Source organism: Stenotrophomonas nitritireducens (assembly GCF_050984405.1).
Classification (GTDB): domain Bacteria; phylum Pseudomonadota; class Gammaproteobacteria; order Xanthomonadales; family Xanthomonadaceae; genus Stenotrophomonas; species Stenotrophomonas nitritireducens_B.
Genome location: NZ_CP158790.1, coordinates 1734212 through 1753428, shown reverse-complemented (window position 1 = coordinate 1753428; position 19217 = coordinate 1734212). Strand labels below are relative to the sequence as shown.

15 protein-coding genes are annotated in these 19217 nt (G+C 70.7%); 6 read left to right on the top strand and 9 right to left on the bottom strand.

Annotation, left to right across the window (positions count from 1 at the left end):
• Positions 1-3: 3 nt before the first annotated feature.
• On the top strand, positions 4-654 hold the full coding sequence (locus ABTV91_RS07585) for an NAD(P)-dependent oxidoreductase (protein WP_433853934.1): 651 nt from the start codon (positions 4-6) through the stop codon (positions 652-654).
• A 210-nt stretch (positions 655-864) separates the two neighbouring features.
• On the opposite strand, the gene ABTV91_RS07580 is transcribed toward ABTV91_RS07585, so the two are convergent.
• From ABTV91_RS07580 to ABTV91_RS07560, 5 genes are all read right to left on the bottom strand, one after another.
• Positions 865-2151, bottom strand: coding sequence for an O-acetylhomoserine aminocarboxypropyltransferase/cysteine synthase family protein (locus ABTV91_RS07580; RefSeq protein ID WP_433853933.1), 1287 nt, complete (start codon positions 2149-2151; stop codon positions 865-867).
• A 153-nt stretch (positions 2152-2304) separates the two neighbouring features.
• Positions 2305-4890, bottom strand: coding sequence for an ATP-dependent chaperone ClpB (gene clpB / locus ABTV91_RS07575; RefSeq protein WP_433854145.1), 2586 nt, complete (start codon positions 4888-4890; stop codon positions 2305-2307).
• Positions 4891-5050: 160 nt separating this feature from the next.
• Complete coding sequence (locus tag ABTV91_RS07570) at positions 5051-5905, bottom strand: DUF3014 domain-containing protein (RefSeq protein ID WP_433853932.1); 855 nt, start codon at positions 5903-5905, stop codon at positions 5051-5053.
• A 72-nt stretch (positions 5906-5977) separates the two neighbouring features.
• Positions 5978-7567 carry a hypothetical protein gene (locus ABTV91_RS07565; protein WP_433853931.1) on the bottom strand — a complete coding sequence of 530 codons (1590 nt, stop codon included), beginning with the start codon at positions 7565-7567 and terminating at the stop codon, positions 5978-5980.
• A gap of 75 nt (positions 7568-7642) precedes the next feature.
• Positions 7643-8116 carry a DUF3574 domain-containing protein gene (locus ABTV91_RS07560; RefSeq protein ID WP_433853930.1) on the bottom strand — a complete coding sequence of 158 codons (474 nt, stop codon included), beginning with the start codon at positions 8114-8116 and terminating at the stop codon, positions 7643-7645.
• 193 nt (positions 8117-8309) lie between these two features.
• On the opposite strand from ABTV91_RS07560, the gene ABTV91_RS07555 reads away from it, so the two are divergent.
• From ABTV91_RS07555 to otsA, 4 genes are all read left to right on the top strand, one after another.
• Positions 8310-10745 (top strand): TonB-dependent receptor plug domain-containing protein, encoded by a 2436-nt coding sequence (locus ABTV91_RS07555; protein ID WP_433853929.1) that lies wholly within the window; start codon positions 8310-8312, stop codon positions 10743-10745.
• Positions 10746-10901: 156 nt separating this feature from the next.
• Entirely contained in the window at positions 10902-11645 is a 744-nt protein-coding gene (otsB, locus tag ABTV91_RS07550) for a trehalose-phosphatase (protein ID WP_433853928.1), read from the top strand.
• A gap of 77 nt (positions 11646-11722) precedes the next feature.
• Entirely contained in the window at positions 11723-13504 is a 1782-nt protein-coding gene (locus tag ABTV91_RS07545) for a glycoside hydrolase family 15 protein (RefSeq protein ID WP_433853927.1), read from the top strand.
• Complete coding sequence (gene otsA, locus ABTV91_RS07540) at positions 13501-14868, top strand: alpha,alpha-trehalose-phosphate synthase (UDP-forming) (RefSeq protein WP_433853926.1); 1368 nt, start codon at positions 13501-13503, stop codon at positions 14866-14868. The genes ABTV91_RS07545 and otsA overlap by 4 nt, the downstream gene beginning before the upstream one ends.
• A gap of 543 nt (positions 14869-15411) precedes the next feature.
• Here the strand turns inward: otsA and ABTV91_RS07535 are convergent.
• The 4 genes from ABTV91_RS07535 to rluD are packed head-to-tail and all read right to left on the bottom strand — an operon-like array spanning position 15412 to position 18156.
• Positions 15412-15819 (bottom strand): thiol-disulfide oxidoreductase DCC family protein, encoded by a 408-nt coding sequence (locus ABTV91_RS07535; RefSeq protein WP_433854144.1) that lies wholly within the window; start codon positions 15817-15819, stop codon positions 15412-15414.
• 22 nt (positions 15820-15841) lie between these two features.
• Positions 15842-16387, bottom strand: a complete 546-nt coding sequence (locus ABTV91_RS07530) for a DUF4166 domain-containing protein (RefSeq protein WP_433854143.1) — start codon at positions 16385-16387, stop codon at positions 15842-15844.
• A 2-nt stretch (positions 16388-16389) separates the two neighbouring features.
• Entirely contained in the window at positions 16390-17169 is a 780-nt protein-coding gene (gene pgeF / locus ABTV91_RS07525) for a peptidoglycan editing factor PgeF (RefSeq protein ID WP_433853925.1), read from the bottom strand.
• Between the two features lie 3 nt (positions 17170-17172).
• Positions 17173-18156 (bottom strand): 23S rRNA pseudouridine(1911/1915/1917) synthase RluD, encoded by a 984-nt coding sequence (gene rluD / locus ABTV91_RS07520; RefSeq protein WP_433853924.1) that lies wholly within the window; start codon positions 18154-18156, stop codon positions 17173-17175.
• 113 nt (positions 18157-18269) lie between these two features.
• Here rluD and ABTV91_RS07515 point away from each other — a divergent pair, with 113 nt between their 5' ends.
• Entirely contained in the window at positions 18270-19154 is an 885-nt protein-coding gene (locus tag ABTV91_RS07515; RefSeq protein WP_153192184.1) for an outer membrane protein assembly factor BamD, read from the top strand.
• Positions 19155-19217: the final 63 nt, after the last annotated feature.

Here is a 19217-nt window from a genome sequence, read left to right as displayed (position 1 = left end):
GCCATGAACGTCGCCCTGATCGGCGCCACCGGCTTCGTCGGCCGCGCCCTGCTCGAAGAACTGCTCGCCCGCGGCCACGCGGTCACCGCGCTGGCCCGCCACCCGGAAAAACTCGCCGCACGCGACGGCCTGCACGTGGTCCGCACCGACGTGCAGGACGCCGCGCAAGTGCAGGCCGCGGTCGCCGGCCACGACGCGGTGCTCAGCGCCTACAACGCCGGCTGGGGCAACCCGGACATCTACCACGACTTCCTGCAGGGCTCGCGCGCGATCGTCGCCGGCACCAGGGCCGCCGGGGTGAGGCGCTACCTGGTGGTCGGCGGCGCCGGCAGCCTGTACACCGCCGACGGCGTGCAGCTGGTGGATACGCCGGACTTCCCGCCCGCCTTCCACGACGGCGCACGCGCCGCGCGCGACGCGCTGGAGGACCTGAAGGGCGAATCGACGCTGGACTGGACCTTCCTCAGCCCACCGGTCGCCTTCCACGCCGGCGGCCCGGTCGAGCGCACCGGCCGTTACCGCACCGGCACCGACACGCCGCTGATGGCCGCCGACGGCCCCGGCACGATCAGCCCGGCCGATCTGGCGGTGGCCCTGGTCGATGAGCTGGAACAGCCGCGGCACCTGCGCCGGCGCTTCACGATCGCGTGGTGAAGCGGACCGCATGGCGCCCCTCTCCCCAACCCCTCTCCCGCGGGGAGAGGGGCTTGGATCGCGGCGGCTGTCAGTACGCTGGCCTCACTTCCGTTGGGGGCGAAAAGGCCTGCCAGCGCGCCACTGGCGGCGCGTGCCTTGGAGCGCCCTTCCACTTGGCGTTGGCCGGAGCGCGGAGCGGATCGAGGCGAGGGCGAGCACCGCCGGATCTCAGGCCTGCGCCAGCGCCTGTTCCAGGTCGGCCAGCAGGTCGTCGATATGCTCGATGCCGACCGACAGCCGCACCGTATCCAGCGTCACCCCGGCCTTCTCCAGTTCGGCGGCGTCGAGCTGGCGATGGGTGGTCGAGGCCGGGTGCGTGGCCAGCGACTTGGCATCGCCCAGGTTCACCAGCCGCGTGAACAGCTGCAGCGCGTCGAGGAAACGCGCGCCGGCCTCGCGGCCGCCGGGCAGGCCGAAGGTCAGCACGCCCGAGCCCTGCCCGCGCAGGTACTTGCGCACCAGCGCATGCTCGGGATGGTCGGGCAGCGCCGCGTAGTTCACCCACGCCACCTTCGGGTGCTGTTGCAGGTAGGTTGCGACCGCCAGCGTATTGCTGTTGATCCGGTCCATGCGCAGCGCCAGGGTCTCGATGCCCTGCAGGATCTGGAAGGCGTTGAACGGCGAGATCGCCGCGCCGGTGTTGCGCAGCGGCACCACGCGCGCGCGGCCGATGTACGCCGCCGGGCCCAGCGCCTCGGTGTAGACCACGCCGTGGTAACTCACGTCCGGCGTATTGAGGCGCGGGAAGCGCTGTTTGTGCTCGGCCCACGGGAAACGCCCGGAATCGACGATCGCCCCGCCCAGGCTGGTGCCATGCCCGCCCAGGTACTTGGTCAGCGAATGCACCACGATGTCGGCGCCGAAATCGAACGGGCGCAGCAGGTAGGGCGTGGCCACGGTGTTGTCGACGATCACCGGCACGCCGTGCGCGTGCGCGATCGCGGCGATGGCCTCGATGTCGGTGATGTTGCCGCGCGGGTTGCCGATGGATTCGACGAACACCGCCTTGGTGCGCTCGTCGATCAGCGCCGCGAAGGCCTGTGGGTCGCGGTAGTCGGCGAAGCGGGTCTGGATGCCGAACTGCGGCAGCGTGTGCGCGAACAGGTTGTAGGTGCCGCCATACAGCGCGCTGGAGGCCAAGATGTTGTCGCCGGCCTCGGCGATGGTCTGGATCGCATAGGTCACCGCCGCCTGCCCCGACGCCAGCGCCAGCGCGCCGATGCCGCCTTCCAGCGCGGCGATGCGCTGCTCCAGCACGTCGGTGGTCGGGTTCATGATGCGGGTGTAGATGTTGCCCTGCACCTTCAGGTCGAAGAGGTCGGCGCCGTGCTGGGTATCGTCGAAGGCATAGGCCACCGTCTGGTAGATCGGCACCGCCACCGCGCGGGTGGTCGGGTCGGGACGATAGCCGCCGTGCACGGCAATGGTTTCGGGCTTCCAGTTCGGCTGGGACATCGCGGGCTCGATGCGGGGAGTGGCCCCAGACCATAGCCGAGCCCACAGCGCTCATGGCCGCTGGTTGCAGCGGTTACTGCTGCCCGATGGCGATGAGCCGATAACCCGTGTGCATGAGCGGGCACCCCGGCGCGGGGGTGCCCGCCTGCGGCATCAGCCCCTGGCGAAGCGCAGCTGGCCGCCGCCGGCTTCGACGTGGATGGTGTCGCCGCTGGCGAACTCGCCGGCCAGGATCTTCTGCGCCAGCGGGTTTTCCAGCTGCTGCTGGATCGCGCGCTTGAGCGGGCGCGCGCCGTACACCGGATCGAAGCCGACATTGCCCAGCAGGTCGAACGCCGAATCGGCCACCTCCAGCTTCAGCCCGCGCTCGCCCAGCCGCTTCTCCAGCCCGCGCATCTGGATGCGCGCGATCTGCCGGATCTGCTGCTTGTCCAGCGGGTGGAACACGACGATGTCGTCCAGGCGGTTGATGAACTCCGGGCGGAAGTGCGCCTGCACCACACCCATCACCGCCGCCTTCATCTGCATGTAGGCCTCCGGCGAATCGTCCGCGCTCAATTCCTGGATCTGGTGCGAGCCCAGGTTCGAAGTCATCACGATGACGGTGTTGCGGAAGTCCACGGTGCGGCCCTGGCCGTCGGTCAGGCGGCCGTCGTCCAGCACCTGCAGCAGGATGTTGAACACGTCCGGATGCGCCTTCTCCACCTCGTCCAGCAGGATCACGCTGTACGGGCGGCGGCGCACCGCCTCGGTGAGGTAGCCGCCTTCCTCGTAGCCGACATAGCCCGGGGGCGCGCCGATCAGGCGCGCGACGCTGTGCTTCTCCATGAACTCGCTCATGTCGATGCGCACCATCGCGTCGGGGCTGTCGAACAGGAAGTCGGCCAGCGCCTTGGTCAGTTCGGTCTTGCCCACGCCGGTCGGGCCGAGGAACAGGAACGAACCGCTGGGGCGGTTCGGGTCGGACAGGCCGGCGCGCGAACGGCGCACCGCGTCGGACACCACGCGGATCGCCTCTTCCTGGCCGACCACGCGCGCATGCAGCACCTCTTCCATGCGCAGCAGCTTGTCGCGCTCGCCCTCGAGCATCTTGCTGACCGGAATACCGGTCCAGCGCGAGACGACCTCGGCGATTTCCTCGTCGGTCACGCGGTCCTGCACCAGCCGGAAGTCCTTGCGCTCGACTTCCTGCGCGGCGGCCAGCTGCTTTTCCAGGTTGGGCAGCAGGCCGTACTGGATCTCGCTCATGCGGGCGAAATCCTGGCGGCGCTGCGCGGCCTCCAGCTCGAGGCGCGCCTGTTCGATCTGCTCCTTGACCTTGGTCGTGCCCTGCAGCGCGGCCTTTTCCGACTTCCAGATTTCGTTGAGATCGGAGAACTCGCGTTCCAGCGTGTCGATGTCGGTTTCCAGGTCGGCCAAGCGCTTGCGCGAGGCCTCGTCCTTTTCCTTCTTCAGCATCTCGCGCTGGATCTTGAGCTGGATCAGGCGGCGTTCGAGGCGATCCAGCTCCTCCGGCTTGGAATCGATCTCCATGCGGATGCGCGAGGCGGCTTCGTCCATCAGGTCGATGGCCTTGTCCGGCAACTGGCGGTCGGTGATGTAGCGGTTGGACAGCGTGGCCGCGGCGACGATGGCCGGGTCGGTGATCTCCACGCCGTGGTGCACGGCGTACTTTTCCTTCAGCCCGCGCAGGATGGCGATGGTGTCCTCCACGCTCGGTTCGCCGACGAACACCTTCTGGAAGCGGCGCTCCAACGCGGCGTCCTTCTCGATGTACTGGCGGTACTCGTCCAGCGTGGTCGCGCCGATGCAGTGCAGTTCGCCGCGCGCCAGCGCGGGCTTGAGCATGTTGCCCGCGTCCATGGCGCCGTCGGCCTTGCCGGCGCCGACCATGGTGTGCAGCTCGTCGATGAACAGGATGATCTGGCCTTCGTTCTTGGCCAGGTCGTTGAGCACACCCTTGAGCCGTTCCTCGAACTCGCCGCGGAACTTGGCGCCGGCGATCAGCGCGCCCATGTCCAGCGACAGCACGCGCTTGCCGCGCAGGCCCTCGGGCACTTCGTCGTTGATGATGCGCTGGGCCAGCCCTTCGACGATGGCGGTCTTGCCCACGCCAGGCTCGCCGATCAGCACCGGGTTGTTCTTGGTGCGGCGCTGCAGGACCTGGATGGTGCGGCGGATTTCCTCGTCGCGGCCGATCACCGGGTCGAGCTTGCCGCTCTCGGCGCGCGCGGTCAGGTCGATGGTGTACTTCTCCAGCGCCTGGCGCTGCTCCTCGGCGTTCTCGCTCTGCACGGTCTCGCCGCCGCGCAGCTTTTCGATGGCGGCCTCCAGCTTCTTCCTGTCGGCGCCGGCCGCGCGCAGCGCCATGCCGGCCGCGCCGCTGTCGTCGGTGGCGGCCAGCAGGAACCACTCGCTGGCGATGAACTGGTCGTTGTGCTGCTGCGCCAGCTTGTCGGTGGCGTTGAGCAGGCGGCTGAGGTCGTTGCCCATCGACAGGTTGCCGGCCTGGCCGGAGACCTTGGGCAGCGCGTCCAGGGCCTCGCCCAGGCGCTCGCGCAGCAGCGGCACGTTGACGCCGGCCTGGGCCAGCAGCGGCCGGCTGCTGCCGCCGGCCTGGTCGAGCAGCGCGGCCAGCACGTGCGCCGGCTCGATGATGTTGTGGTCGCGCCCAACGGCCAGCGACTGCGCGTCGGCCAGGGCCTTCTGGAAGTTGGAGGTGAGCTTGTCCATCCGCATGGTGGTCATCCCGAATCTGGAGGCCGGCGCCGCCGGCGATACTCGTTCAGATGCGGTTGCGGCGGTGTGATTCAAGCCCGGCCCGGGAGCCCGTTCAGCCTTGGCCGCCCCGCCCGCGCAGTATCCGCCGGCGGCGCGGCCGTGCCTTGATCCGGCGCAATCAGTCCGATCCGCCGCGCGTTACCGCCAGCCGGATCGCGCGCAGCTGCCGCTTCACCGCCTGCGCCTGCTGCGCATCCAGCCGCAGCAGGGCCTTTTGCCCGATCGAGCGCGCCTGCAGGCCGGGATCGACGAAACGGTAGCGGCCGCGCGCGTCGCGCTCCAGCGCCGGCGGCTGCGCCGGCTCGGGCGTCTGCAGCAGGTGGTCGATCACCCCGACCAGGCGGTCGTTGAAGTGCCCGCCGGGATGGCCCAGTTCGCGGTAGGCCTGCTGCACCAGCGGATACAGGCGCATGTAGGCGGCCGCCAGCGCATCGGCGTCGGCGGCGGTGAAGGCCGCCACGTACGGCGCATAACGTTCGGCGTTGGCGCCGGCGAAGGTGATGCCGGACGCGGCGTCGCCTTCGACCTGCAGGCCGCCGGGCAGCGGCCGCAGCGCCAGCGCGGTGGCCGGCACGCTGGGTTGGGTGAGATTGTCGATGTGCGCGACCAGGCGCTGGATCACATGGTCCGGCAGCAGCAGCGCCAGCACCGGTCCGGGGAAAAACGTGCCAAGGTCCTCGCGCACGCGCGCGTCGCTGTCCTCGAGCGAAGGCAGCGCGGCGTCGATGGACGCATCGCGCGGCAGCGGATGCTGCGCCGGCGCCGTGGCCGGGGTCGTCGCCGCAGCCGGCGCCTGCTCCGGCATGCCGGCGGCCGGCACGCTGCGGCTGCCGCCGGCCGGCGTTTCCGCGGCGAACGGGGACATGGCCGGCGCGGCCGTGCGCAGCTCATCGCCGAACAGCCACCACCCCGCGCCGCCCAGCACCAGCACGCCCGCCACGGCCCACGGCCATACCGCTTTCCTGTCCTGCATCGGGAACCACCTCTGTCGTTGCGATCACCCCGGGTGTGACCCGGGGGATCGCGGAGGGTTCCCCGCGCCGGTTCAGCCGGTCCGCTGCGGCCGTTGCAGCGACAGCCCGCCCAGCACCGCTGCCAGGGCCACGTAGGCGCCAGCGAACTGCCAGCTGATGCTGCGCTGCAGCCCCTGCAGCGCCCAGGGCAGGTACACGCCGCCGTGCGGATCGACCGAATGGATCAGGCCGAACAGGGTCAGCAGCGCGGCGACCAGCAGCAGCACCGAGGCGCGGCGCAGCTGCTGCTCGATCATCGCCACCACCGTGGCGATCCACAGCATCGCGGTGATGATGAAGCCGTTGCCGAGGGCGAAGATCACCGCCAGTTCCGGCAGGCCGTGGCCATCCAACGTGGTGGTCAGTTCCACCAGCCGCTCCGGCGCGATCCAGCCCGGCGCCTTGATCGCCAGCAGGTAGGCCACCGACGGCAGGAAGCCGAGCACCATCGCCGCGGCGTGCCGCTTCGGCGTGGCCTCGAACGCCTGGGTGGTGATGTCGATGGCCACGTACACGATGATCGGCGCCAGCACCGCCAGCGGCAGCCACTGCACCAGCCCGGAGATCACCCCGAGCATGCCGCCGATGCCGACGAACAGGCCGGTCAGCAGCGTGTAGCCGCTGCGCGCGCCCATGTGCTTGTAGGCCGGCTGGCCGATGTAGGGCGTGGTCTGGGCGACGCCGCCGCAGAGCCCGGCCACCAGCGTGGCCACCGCCTCGACCAGCAGGATGTCGCGGGTGCGGTAGTCGTCGCCGGCCGCGCGCGCGCTTTCGGACACGTTGATGCCGCCGACCACCATCAGCAGGCCGAACGGCAGCAGCAGCGGCAGGTAGTCCATCGCCGCCGGCAGGCCGTGGATGAAACCCAGGGTCGGCAGCGGCAGCACCACCTGCGGCGGCGTCCACTGCGGCAGCGCGAAACCCGGCGCGCCCAGCCCGGCCAGCCCCAGCCCGTAATAGAGCGCGGTGCCGACGACGAAGGCCACCAGCACGCCCGGCGCGCGCACCGGCAGCCGGCCCTTGGCGATCAGTACGTACAGCAGCAGGCCGAGGGTGACGAAACCGGCCACCGGCGAGCGCAGCGCTTCCAGCAGCGGCAGCAGGCCCATCAGCACCAGCGCGATGCCGGCGATGGAGCCGAGCAGCGCGGCGCGCGGCAGCGCGCGGGTCACCGCCTCGCCGAAGAAGGACAGCACCAGCTTGAGCACGCCCATGATCACCAGCGCCGCCATGCCCAGCTGCCAGGTGGCCATCGCCGCGGCCTGCGGCTCCATGCCCTGCTGCCGGAAACCGGCGAAGGCCGGGCCCAGCACCAGCAGCGCCATGCCGATGCTGGTCGGCGCATCCAGCCCCAGCGGCATCGCGGTGACGTCGTCGCGGCCGCTGCGCACGGCCAGCCGCCGCGCCATCAGCGTGTACAGCAGGTTGCCGACCAGCACGCCGAAGGCGGTACCGGGGAACATGCGCCCGAACACCACCTCGGCCGGGAACTGGAAGATGCCCACCAGCGCCATGGCGATGAAGCCGAGGATGGACAGGTTGTCGACCACCAGGCCGAAGAAACCGTTGAGGTCGCCGGCGACGAACCAGCGTGGGCGTGCGGAAGCGGGGATGTGAGCCATGGGCAGACCGGAAGGAAAAGGGATGAAGCCGGGCTGGAACGCATGCGCCGCGCTCCAGCCCGGCTCACGCGATGCTCAGAACGACACCTCGACCGCCTGCCGCGACCACAGCACCGACTGGTGGTGGGTGGCCTGCTTCCACGCCAGGCGGATCGCCTCGATGTCGTTGCGGCGCTGCGGCGTGTCCTCGTGCAGCACCACCAGCACCTTGGTGCGCAGGCGCTCGGGCTGCGGCGCGCCGCGGAACAGCCATTGGCCGTAGGCATCGAACACGGTCAGGCCGTCGGGGAAACGCGGCGTCACCTCCTTGTCGAGGAAGGCGCGCCACTGCGTCTCGCTGATCGCGTCGGTCTGCTCGCGGCTGGAGTCGCCGCCTTCCCGTCCCACGCCGAAATACAGTTCGCTGCGCACCCAGTGCGCGCCTTCCGCCGGTCGCGCCGCGTCGCCGTGCAGCGCGGCGGTCGCCGGCGGGTCAGCCACGGGAGAAGCGGCGCAGGCAACACCGCCCAGGCACAGCAGCAGCGGGAACAGGAGAGCGGAAACCTTCATGGATGACCTCGGTCGGGGATAGGCAGGGTGGCATCCTCGCCACTGCACCGGCATATCACGTTTGCGGATGAGCTGATGCCATGCAGGGCTTGCACCCGGGGCCGGCATCACGCGAAGATAACATATCGCTCCATCCGGATGAATGTAACAAGACATCCGGAACCCTTTCCCCACGTCATCCCGGAGTTCCCCCATGCCCCGTATTTCCCCGGCTCCGCTCGGTCTGGCCGTAGCGCTGGCGCTGTCCTGCCCCGCCCACGCCCAGGACGCCCCCGGCCAGGCCACCACGCTGGATACGGTGATCGTCACCGGTACCCGCGCCGTCGACCGCACCGTGCTCGAATCCACCTCGCCGGTGGACGTGCTCACGGCCGAGGACATCCGCAAGGCCGGCGTGGTCAATGGCGAACTCGGCAGCGCGCTGCAGGCGCTGCTGCCCTCGTTCAATTTCCCGCGCCAGTCCAACTCCGGCGGCGCCGACCACGTGCGCGCGGCGCAGCTGCGCGGCCTGTCGCCGGACCAGGTGCTGGTGCTGGTCAACGGCAAGCGCCGCCACAACAGCGCGCTGGTCAATACCGACAGCAAGATCGGCAAGGGCACCACGCCGGTGGACTTCAACGCCATCCCGGTCAGCGCGATCAAGCGCATCGAGGTGCTGCGCGACGGCGCCGGCGCGCTGTACGGCTCGGATGCGGTGGCCGGCGTGATCAACGTAATCCTCGACGACGCCCCGCAGGGCGGCGCCATCGAGGCCAGCTTCGGCGCGCACCACACCGACCTGGCGCCGATCGGCCGCACCCTGACCGACGGCCAGACCAGCTACTTCAGCGCCAAGGTCGGCACCGCGCTGGGCGAGGAAGGCGGCTTCCTGCGCGTGGGCCTGGAACTGAAGAACCGCGAGGCCACCAACCGCGCCGGTTTCGACCAGATCCCGCCGTGGGAGGCGCAGACGCCGGACAACCTGGCCTTGGCCGGCAAGCGCAACTATTCGCTGGGCGACGGCGAAAGCCGCGACCTCAACGCCTGGTTCAACGCCGAGATCCCGTTCGGCGCCACGTCGAAGGCTTATGCCTTCGGCACCTACAACCAGCGCGATACCGAGGGCGCCAACTACTTCCGCTACCCGGACGGCGTAGCCAACTGGAAAGCGCTCTACCCGCACGGTTACCGCCCTGTGTCGGAGGGCGAGAACCTGGACCTGCAACTGGTCGCCGGCGCGCGCGGCCAGTGGGGCGACTGGAACTACGACGCCAGCCTCGACCACGGCCGCAACGAATTCACCTACCGTCTGCGCGATTCGCTCAACGCCTCGCTCGGCCCGGCCAGCCCGACCCGCTTCAAGACCGGCGACTACGCATTCGACCAGACCGTGGCCAACCTCGATGTCGGCCGCATCTTCGTGCGCGCCGACGACAGCCACAGCCTCGGCTTCGGCGTGGAAGCGCGCCGCGAACGCTACGAGACCGGCGCCGGCGATCCGGCCAGCTACGCCGCCGGCCCTTGGACCGACCGTCCCACCGGCTCGCAGGCCGGCGGCGGCCTGACCCCGCAGGACGAAGCCGATCTGTCGCGCGACGTGTTCAGCGCCTATACCAGCCTGTCCTCCACCTTCGGCGAGAAGTTCTCCACCGACGTCGCCGCCCGCTACGAGCATTACCAGGACTTCGGCGGCGAGCTGACCGGCAAGCTCGGCGCGCGCTACGCGTTCGCGCCTGCGTTCGCGCTGCGCGGCGCCATCTCCAACAACTTCCACGCGCCGTCGCTGAGCCAGACCGGTTTCGAATCCACCTCCACCGGTTACACCGCCGGCGGCCAGCTGGTGCAGGGCCGCCTGCTGTCGGTGAACAACCCCATCGCGCGCGCGCTGGGCGCCACCGACCTGAAGCCGGAGAAGTCGGTCAACTACAGCCTGGGCTTCACCAGCCAGATCGGCAGCCACCTGGACCTGTCGCTGGACCTGTTCCAGATCGACATCGACGACCGCATCGCGCTGTCGGAAAGCATCACCGGCGACGCGCTGACCGACTTCGTGCAGCAGCGCTTCGGCGTGGCCGGGCTGGAGAGCGCGCACTACTTCGTCAACGCCGCCGACACCCGTACCCGCGGCGCCGAGTTCGTCGCCAACTGGCGGCAGACGCTGGGCGGCGGCGACCTGCTGCTGACCGGCACCTGGAGCTATGCGAAAACCGAGCTGAAGAACGTGCTGGCCACGCCGGCGCAGCTGCTGGCGCTGGACCCGGATTACGTGCTGTTCGGCGTGGAGGAAAGCAATACGCTGACCGATGCCGCGCCGCGCACCCGCGCGCAGCTGGCCGCCAGCTGGGCCGACGAGCGCTGGTCGCTGAGCAGCCGCCTGAGCCGCCACGGCAGCGCGCGGCGCGTGTTCGATTTCGGCGGCGGCTACATCCCGACCCAGACCTATGCCGCGGAATGGCAGCTGGACGCGGAAGTGGAATACCGCATCACACCGAAGTGGAGCGTGGCCGTGGGCGGGCAGAACCTGACCGACAACTACCCGGACCGTTCCAACGAGGACATCCACTACTTCGGCAACCTGCCCTACGACGTGCTGTCGCCGATCGGCAGCAACGGCGCGTACTGGTATGGGCGCGTGCGCTACGCGTTCTGAGGGCGGGGGATGGGGAAGCGGGTACGGGGAAGTGATTTTCCCCGTGCCGCGGACCTCGCATCCATTGCTGTTGACCGCGCGTCCGTGGAGGCGGTGTCTGCTCCGCATCCACCTCCTGTAACTTTCCGCTCACGCCGCGCATGGCATGGTGGCCGCATGCTCAATGCGTCCCCCAGCCCGCCCCCCGCGCTGGATCCCGGCAGTGCGTTGTTCCTCGACGTGGACGGCACACTGGTCGGTTTCGCCGCGCAACCCGAGGATGTCCGCCTGCCGCCGCAGGTCCGCGAGTGGATCGCCCGCATCGGCGAACGCCTGCACGGCGCGCTGGCGCTGGTCAGCGGCCGTCCGCTCGACCAGCTGGACCAGTTGTTCGCGCCGCTGCGCCTGCCGGCCGCCGGCCTGCATGGCACGCAGCTGCGGCACGCCGCCAACCAGGCGCCGCGAACGACGGAAACCGCGCAATGGCTGCACGACCTGCACGTGCAGGCGATGCGGTTCGCCCATGCCCACCCGGGCGTGCGCGTGGAAGCCAAGGGCCAGGCGCTGGCCCTGCACTGGCGCAACGCGCCGGCGGCGGCGCAGGCCGTGGAGGCCTTCGCCCGCGCGCAGCTGCCGCTGCTGCCCGGCGTGCGCCTGCAGCCGGGCAACCACGTCGTGGAGCTGGTGTCCGCCGGCCACGACAAGGGCTCGGCGGTAACCACGCTGATGGGCATGGCGCCGTTCGCCGGGCGCATGCCGGTGTTCGTCGGCGACGACCTCACCGACGAGGATGGCTTCGCCGCGGCGACGCGGCTGGGCGGCTACGGAATCCTGGTCGGCGACCGCAGCGGCAGCCGCGCGCGCCACCGCCTGGCCGACGTGGCCGCGATGCACGACTGGCTGCGCGCGGGCGCGGCATGAATCCGGCGCCGCAGCGCCGGCGCGCCACCGAATCCACGACGGGAGGCGCGGACCTCCCCTGCAACAAGGAGGAAGCGATGCTTCGGGCAGACCTGGACATGGGCGTCATCGGCAACGGCAGCTTCGGCGCCCTGGTCGACCGCCACGCGCGCGTGGTGTGGAGTTGCCTGCCGGCCTTCGACGGCGATCCGTCGTTCTGCGCGCTGCTGTCCCCGCGCGCGCACGAGGGCGGCGATTTCGCCATCGAGCTGGAGGATTACGCCGGCAGCGAACAGCACTACATCACCAATACCGCGATCCTGCGCACGGTGCTGCGCGACAGCCGCGGCGGACAGGTGGAAGTGATCGACTTCGCACCGCGCTGGCGCCGCAACGGCCGTTTCTACCGGCCGCCGAGCATCATCCGCCGCATCCGCCCGCTCAGCGGCAGCCCGCGCATCCGCGTGCTGGCGCGGCCGCTGGCCGACTGGGGGGCGCGCGCGCCGGAAACCACCTGGGGCAGCAACCACCTGCGCTGGCTGCTGCCCGGCTTCACCCTGCGCCTGACCACGGACGTGCCGGTGCGTTTCGTGCGCGAGGGCCTGCCCTTCGTGCTGGCGCACCCGATGGAACTGGTGCTGGGCGTGGACGAGACGCTGGACTGCCCGCTGGCCAGCTACGCGCAGGAAGCGCAGCAGCGCACCGAGGACTACTGGCGCGAGTGGGTGCGCTACCTGTCCATCCCGCTGGAATGGCAGGACGCGGTGATCCGCAGCGCCATCACCCTCAAGCTGTGCCAATACGAGGACAGCGGCGCGATCATCGCGGCAATGACCACCTCCATCCCCGAGGCGCCCGGCAGCGCGCGCAACTGGGACTACCGCTACTGCTGGCTGCGCGATGCCGCCTTCGTGGTGCGCGCGCTCAACCGCCTGGGCGCGACCAGGTCGATGGAGGACTTCCTGCGCTACATCTTCAACCTCGCCACCACCGACGGCAGCCTGCAGCCGCTGTACGGCATCGGCATGGAGGAACGGCTCGACGAGCACGAGGTCGAATCGCTGGCCGGCTACCGCGGCATGGGTCCGGTGCGGCGCGGCAACCTCGCCTGGCTGCAACAGCAGCACGACGTCTACGGCTCGGTGGTGCTGGCCTCGACCCAGCTGTTCTTCGACCAGCGCCTGAAGGACCCGGGCGACCTGCATACCTTCGCCCGGCTGGAACCGCTGGGCGAGCGCGCCTATGCCCTGCACGACGTGCCCGATGCCGGCCTGTGGGAGTTCCGCGGGCGCACTGCGGTGCACACCTATACGGCGGCGATGTGCTGGGCCGCCTGCGACCGCCTGGCCAAGATCGCCGGCCGGCTCGGCCTGGCCGAACGCGCCGGCCTGTGGCGCGAACGCGCCGACGCCATCCGCCGGCGCGTGCTGGCGCACGGCTGGAACGCACGGCAGGGCCATTTCACCGACACCTTCGACGGCACCCACCTGGACGCCTCGCTGCTGCTGCTGGCCGACATCGGCTTCATCGACGCCGGCGACGAGCGCTACGTCGCCACGGTCGAGGCGATCGGCCACGGGCTGCGGCGCGGCGACGCGCTGTTCCGCTACATCGCCCCGGACGACTTCGGCGCGCCGGAGACCAGCTTCACCATCTGTACGTTCTGGTACATCGACGCGTTGGCGGCGATCGGCCGCCTCGACGAGGCGCGCGCCCTGTTCGAAAGCGTGCTGGCGCGGCGCAACCACCTCGGCCTGCTGTCCGAGGACCTGGCCTTCAGCGACGGCGAGCAATGGGGCAATTTCCCGCAGACCTACTCGCACGTGGGCCTGATCACCGCCGCGATGCGGCTGTCGCGCAGCTGGCAGGAGGCCTCGTGAGCCGTCTGGTGGTGGTGTCCAACCGGGTCGCGCTGCCCGGCGAAAACCGCGCCGGCGGCCTGGCGGTGGGCCTGCTGGCGGCGCTGAAGGAACGCGGCGGGCTGTGGTTCGGCTGGAGCGGGCGCAGCGTGCCCGGCGCCAGCGGGCAGCTGCACGAACAAAGCGAGGGCGCCATCCGCTACGTCACCATGGACCTGTCGCGGACCGACCTGGACAACTACTACAACGGCTTCTCCAACCGCGCGTTGTGGCCGCTGCTGCACTTCCGCCTGGACCTGGTGGACTACGACCGCAACAAGCGCGAGGGCTACTGGCGGGTCAACACGCTGTTCGCCGACCGGCTCGCGCCGCTGCTGCGCGAGGACGACACCGTGTGGATCCACGACTACCACCTGATCCCGCTGGCGGCGCTGCTGCGCGAACGCGGCGTCGGCTGCCGCATCGGCTTCTTCCTGCACGTGCCGGTGCCCTCGGCCGACCTGGTGCAGGCGCTGCCCGAACACCGTTCGCTGTTCTCGGCGCTGTACGCCTGCGACCTGCTCGGCTTCCAGACCCGGCGCGACGTCGACCGCTTCCATTCGTGGGTGCGCCTGTTCGGCGGCGGCCGCATCACCGACGACACCTGGATCGAGACGCCCGACGGCCGCCGCGTGCGCACCGCCGCGTTCCCGATCGGCATCGACACCGCGCACATCGCGCGGCAGGCGCGCGCGGCCACCGGCAACAGCGCGGTGCGCGCGCTGCGGCAGAGCCTGCAGCACCGCAAGCTGGCCATCGGCGTGGACCGGCTGGATTATTCCAAGGGCCTGCCCGAACGCTTCCACGGCTTCGAGCGCTACCTCGAGCGCTACCCGCAGCAGAAGGGCAGCATGACCTTCCTGCAGATCGCGCCGGTCTCGCGCGGCAGCGTGACCGAATACCGCAAGCTGCGCGGCGACCTGGAACAGCTGGCCGGGCACATCAACGGCGGCCACGCCGAGGCCGACTGGACGCCGCTGCGCTACGTCAACCAGAACTACGCGCACAGCACCCTCACCGGCTTCTACCGCGAAGCCGCCGTGGGCCTGGTGACGCCGCTGCGCGACGGCATGAACCTGGTCGCCAAGGAGTACGTGGCCTCGCAGGACCCGGACGACCCCGGCGTGCTGGTGCTGTCGCTGCTGGCCGGCGCCGCCGACGAACTGAAACAGGCGCTGCAGGTCAATCCGCACGACCTGGACGGCGTGGCCGACGCCATCGCCACCGCGGCCAACATGCCGCGCGCCGAACGCATCGAGCGCTGGCGGGCGATGATGGACCACCTGCGCGAATACGACATCAACCGCTGGCGGCGCGACTACCTGCAGGCGCTGGAAGGCGGCTGAGCGGCAGCGAGGATGACCGCAGGAGCGGCTTCAGCCGCGAACGCTTTTCGAGCATGGCCATCACGGAGCGTTCGCGGCTGAAGCCGCTCCTGCGCGCCCGCTACGTTGCCCTGGCCTGATCCGGAAAACGCGCCATCGGGCCCTGCTTCCGCAAATGCAGGATTCCCGTAGGTGCGGGGCTTGCCCCGCACAGGCTTTGCCGGAAAAGCTCCATGCGGGGCAAGCCCCGCATCTACGCCTGCTACGTTGCCCCGGCTGAACCAGGAAACGTGCCATCGGAGCCGGCTTCCGCAAATGCGGGATTCCCGTAGGTGCGGGGCTTGCCCCGCACAGGCTTTGCCGGGACAGCTCCATACGGGGCAAGCCCCGCATCTACGCCTCTGCTACGTTGCCCCGGCTGAACCAGGAAACGCGCCACCGGAGCCGGCTTCCGCAAATGCGGGATTCCCGTAGGTGCGGGGCTTGCCCCGCACCGCTTTGGCCGGGACAACTCCGTGCGATGCAAGCCCAGCCTCCACGAACGCCGCGCGGATGGCGCCGGTCTCAGTCCAGGAAACGCGCCGCCTGCGCCGGCGTCGGCAGGTAGCAGGCGTCGTGGCGCCCGAACCAGCGGTAGCGGTTGCGCGCCAGCCAGCGGTAGCCGCGGTCGCGCAGCGGACGGGGCAGCAGGCGCGCCAGCAGGGCCAGCTTCCAGACGCCGCCCAGCCCGGCCAGCACGCGCACGATGGCGTCGGTGTCGGTGTACGCGCGATCCCGCTCGACCAGCAGGAACGACAGCGGGTTGTCCGGATCGAGCCCGTGCGCGGCCAGCAGCGCGCGGCCATGGGCGCCCTGCATCGCCGCGAAGCGGTAGCGGGCGCGGCGGTCGAAGCGCAGCAGGAAGCGCACCCATCGGCTGCACAGCGCGCAGACGCCGTCGAACACGATTACCGGTGCAGGCCCGCCGTCCATCGCATGGAAACCGAGGGCAGGGTCAGGTTTGCCGTGCATGGTCCTCCTCGGGCAGCAGCCAGCCTTCGTAGCGGATGAACGGGCCGGCCAGCGGCAGCGCCACGTCCACCAGGAATTCGTAGCGGCCGGCGTGCTCGCGTTCGCGGCAACGCACCCGCGCGAACCAGCTGGCCGGCAGCGGCACCAGGCCGAAGGCCCAGGCGCGTTCGGCCCGCCAGTGGATTTCGCCGTCCACCGCTTCCAGCGCGAAGCGGAAGCGCAGCGCGCCCAGGCGCTCGAACAGGCGGCCTCCGCGCTGCCACAGGCGCGAGGCCATGCGCGCCTCGCCGAAGCGCCGGTTCCAGCGTTCGCCGGCATCGTCCACCACGAACTCGACCGTCACCGGCACTTCGTCCGCGCCCGGTGGCAGGCGCGCGAGCCAGGCGCACGGTGCCACCAGCCAGTGGTCACCGCGATGCACGCGGCCGCGACCGCGCCAGACCTGCTGCCGCGGCACCGAATGCAGCGCCTGCAGCAGGGGCGGCAGCTGCCCGAACGCGGGCCCCAGCACGCGCCCGAACAGCGGCATGGTCACGGCGCCATCCACACCAGCGTGGCCATGCGCCCGCTGCGGCGGTCGCGGCGGTGCGAGAACCAGCGCGACGGATCGGCGATGGTGCACTGGTCGCCGCCGTGGATCGCCGCCGCGGCCATGCCGGCGGCCTGCAGCCGTTGCCGCGCCAGCGCGTACAGGTCCACCCGCCAGTGCCCGGGCCGGGTGGCGGCGAACGCCGCTTCGGCCGCGGCCGAGTGGGCGAGGAAGGCGTCGCGCACGTCGGCGCCGATCTCGTAATGCGCCGGACCGGCGGCCGGGCCGAGCCAGGCGACGACGTCGGCCGCAGGGGTGCGCATCGCCGCCAGCGTCGCTTCCAGCATGCCGTCGGCCAGCCCGCGCCAGCCGGCGTGGGCGGCGGCCACCTCGCGGCCAGCGCGGGCGGCGAACACCACCGGCAGGCAATCGGCGGTGAGGATGGCCAGCACCACGCCCGGCGTCGCGGTCACCGCCGCGTCGGCGACGGGTTCGGCGTCCGCGCCCTGCGCCGCGGGCGGCGCGTCGAAGCGCAGCACGCCGGTGCCGTGCACCTGGCGCAGCCAGTGCGGCGCCGACGGCAGGCCCGCCAGCCGCCGCAGTTCGTCGCGGTTGCGCTGCACCCGCAGCGGGTCGTCGCCCTCGGGCGAGGTGCGGTTGCCCAGGTTGAAGCTGTCGAACGGCGGCCGCGAGCCGCCGGCGCCCTGGCGCAGCGTGGTGAAGGCATGCACGCCCGGCGGCGCCGGCCAGTCGGCCTGCAGCAGCGGCAACGCGGCGGCCATGGCTCAGCGCCGCTCGCGTTCGGCGAACAGCTGCGAGTCCCCGCGCAGCGCCTTCATCAGCGCCAGCATGTCGGCCGGCACCGGTGCGCTGTTGCGGATCGCCTCGCCGGTGATCGGGTGCACGAATTCCAGCGTCTCGGCGTGCAGCGCCTGGCGCCGGAAGCCACGCAGCTGCGCCACCAGCTCGTCGGTGGCGCCCTTGGGCAGCTTCAGCGCGCCGCCGTACAGCGGGTCGCCGATGATCGGGTGCTTCAGGTGCGCCATGTGCACGCGGATCTGGTGGGTGCGGCCGGTTTCCAGCCGGCACTCCAGCGCGGTGTGGGCGCGGAAGCGCTCGCGCAGGCGGTAGTGGGTGACGGCGTCGCGGCCGTCCTCGCGCACGGCCATGCGCAGGCGGTCGCGCGGGTGGCGGTCGATCGGCGCGTCGGCGGTGCCGCCGGAAACCAGCGCGCCGCTGACCACCGCCAGGTACTGGCGGTGCACCTCGCGCGCGGACAACTGCTCGACCAGCGCGGTCTGCGCCTGCAGGGTGCGGGCCACGACCATCACCCCGCTGGTGTCCTTGTCCAGCCGGTGGACCACGCCGGCGCGCGGCACCGCCGCCAGCGACGGGTCGCGGAACAGCAGCGCGTTGACCAGGGTACCGGTGGGGTTGCCGGCGCCCGGGTGGACCACCAGCCCGGCCGGCTTGTCGATCACGAAGACATGTTCATCCTCGTACAGCACCGACAGCGGGATGTCCTCCGGCTGGGCGTTGGTTTCGGTATCCAGCGTCGCGTTCAGGGTGGCCACCTCGCCGCCGCGCACCGGGTCGCGCCCGCGCACCGGGGAGCCGTCGAGCAGGACCGCCCCGGACTTGATCCATTCGCTCAGGCGGGAACGGGAGAATTCGGGGAACAGCTCGGCCAGCACGGCGTCGAAACGGCGGCCGGCGGCGGCATCGGGCACCCGCGCCTGGCGGGAAGGAAGGGAAGCGTTGTCGGACATGTCAGGGGGCAGATGGCGGAATTCGGGAGGTCCCGGCGACGGGAGTCAGTCGCAGGACAGGCCACTAGGCTATCATCGCCCCTTCGTATTCCTGCCGCGTCCCGCCCCGACCCATGATCCGACGCTCCCCGTTGCTGTCCGCGCCCGTCCGCATCACCGCCCTGCTGCTGGTCCTGGTCTTCGCCGCCACAGGCTGCCATCGCGGCACCAAGGGCAAGAACGCGGACGAAGGCATGCCGGTCGAACAGCTCTACGAAAAGAGCCACAAGCTGATGGAAGGCGGCAACTGGTCCGGCGCCGAGAACAGCTTCAAGCGGCTGATCGCCCAGTACCCGTACGGCCCGTACACCGAGCAGGCGATGATCGAAAGCGCCTACGCCCAGTACAAGGCCGGCAAGAACGACGACGCTGTCTCCAGCATCGACCGCTTCATCCGCACCTACCCGACCCACCGCAACATCGCCTACCTGTACTACCTGCGCGGGCTGGCCAACGGCAACAGCGACACCGTGTTCCTGCGCCGGGTGTGGTCGCTGGACTCCAGCCGCCGCGACCTGTCCACGCCGCGCCAGGCCTATGCCGACTTCAACATCGTCACCGAGCGCTACCCGAACAGCCGCTACGCCGCCGACGCGCGCCAGCGCATGATCGAACTGCGCGACGTGTTCGCCCAGCACGAGATGGACAACGCCCTGTACTACGCCCGCCGCGGCGCCTGGGTCTCGGCCGCCGGCCGCGCCACCTACCTGCTGGAAACCTATCCGCAGAGCGCCTTCCAGAACGACGCGGTGGCCCTGCTCGGCGAGGCCTACACCCACCTGGGCAACAAGACCCTGGCCGACGACGCCCGCCGCGTGCTGGAGCTGAACGAAGCCGACCACCCGTGGCTGCGCGGCGACTGGCCGAAGTACCCGTGGATGGTGCGCAAGCTCAACCCGTTCGCCGGCGAGAAGTCCGCCGCCACCGGCCAGCGCAACGCGCAGATGAACCGCCGGTAATCCCGCCCACCAAGGCAGGCTCCGGACATGACGCCCCGCAAGGGGCGTCCTGCGTTTCAGGGG

Coding starts and splice junctions, on each gene's coding strand:
- ABTV91_RS07570 (WP_433853932.1), bottom strand. CDS start 5,905: ATGCAGGACAGGAAAGCGGTATGGCCGTGGGCCGTGGCGGGCGTGCTG.
- pgeF (WP_433853925.1), bottom strand. CDS start 17,169: ATGGCCGCCGCGTTGCCGCTGCTGCAGGCCGACTGGCCGGCGCCGCCG.
- otsB (WP_433853928.1), top strand. CDS start 10,902: ATGCTCAATGCGTCCCCCAGCCCGCCCCCCGCGCTGGATCCCGGCAGT.
- ABTV91_RS07585 (WP_433853934.1), top strand. CDS start 4: ATGAACGTCGCCCTGATCGGCGCCACCGGCTTCGTCGGCCGCGCCCTG.
- ABTV91_RS07565 (WP_433853931.1), bottom strand. CDS start 7,567: ATGGCTCACATCCCCGCTTCCGCACGCCCACGCTGGTTCGTCGCCGGC.
- ABTV91_RS07545 (WP_433853927.1), top strand. CDS start 11,723: ATGCTTCGGGCAGACCTGGACATGGGCGTCATCGGCAACGGCAGCTTC.
- ABTV91_RS07530 (WP_433854143.1), bottom strand. CDS start 16,387: ATGCCGCTGTTCGGGCGCGTGCTGGGGCCCGCGTTCGGGCAGCTGCCG.
- ABTV91_RS07555 (WP_433853929.1), top strand. CDS start 8,310: ATGCCCCGTATTTCCCCGGCTCCGCTCGGTCTGGCCGTAGCGCTGGCG.
- ABTV91_RS07560 (WP_433853930.1), bottom strand. CDS start 8,116: ATGAAGGTTTCCGCTCTCCTGTTCCCGCTGCTGCTGTGCCTGGGCGGT.
- clpB (WP_433854145.1), bottom strand. CDS start 4,890: ATGCGGATGGACAAGCTCACCTCCAACTTCCAGAAGGCCCTGGCCGAC.
- ABTV91_RS07535 (WP_433854144.1), bottom strand. CDS start 15,819: ATGGACGGCGGGCCTGCACCGGTAATCGTGTTCGACGGCGTCTGCGCG.
- ABTV91_RS07515 (WP_153192184.1), top strand. CDS start 18,270: ATGATCCGACGCTCCCCGTTGCTGTCCGCGCCCGTCCGCATCACCGCC.
- rluD (WP_433853924.1), bottom strand. CDS start 18,156: ATGTCCGACAACGCTTCCCTTCCTTCCCGCCAGGCGCGGGTGCCCGAT.
- ABTV91_RS07580 (WP_433853933.1), bottom strand. CDS start 2,151: ATGTCCCAGCCGAACTGGAAGCCCGAAACCATTGCCGTGCACGGCGGC.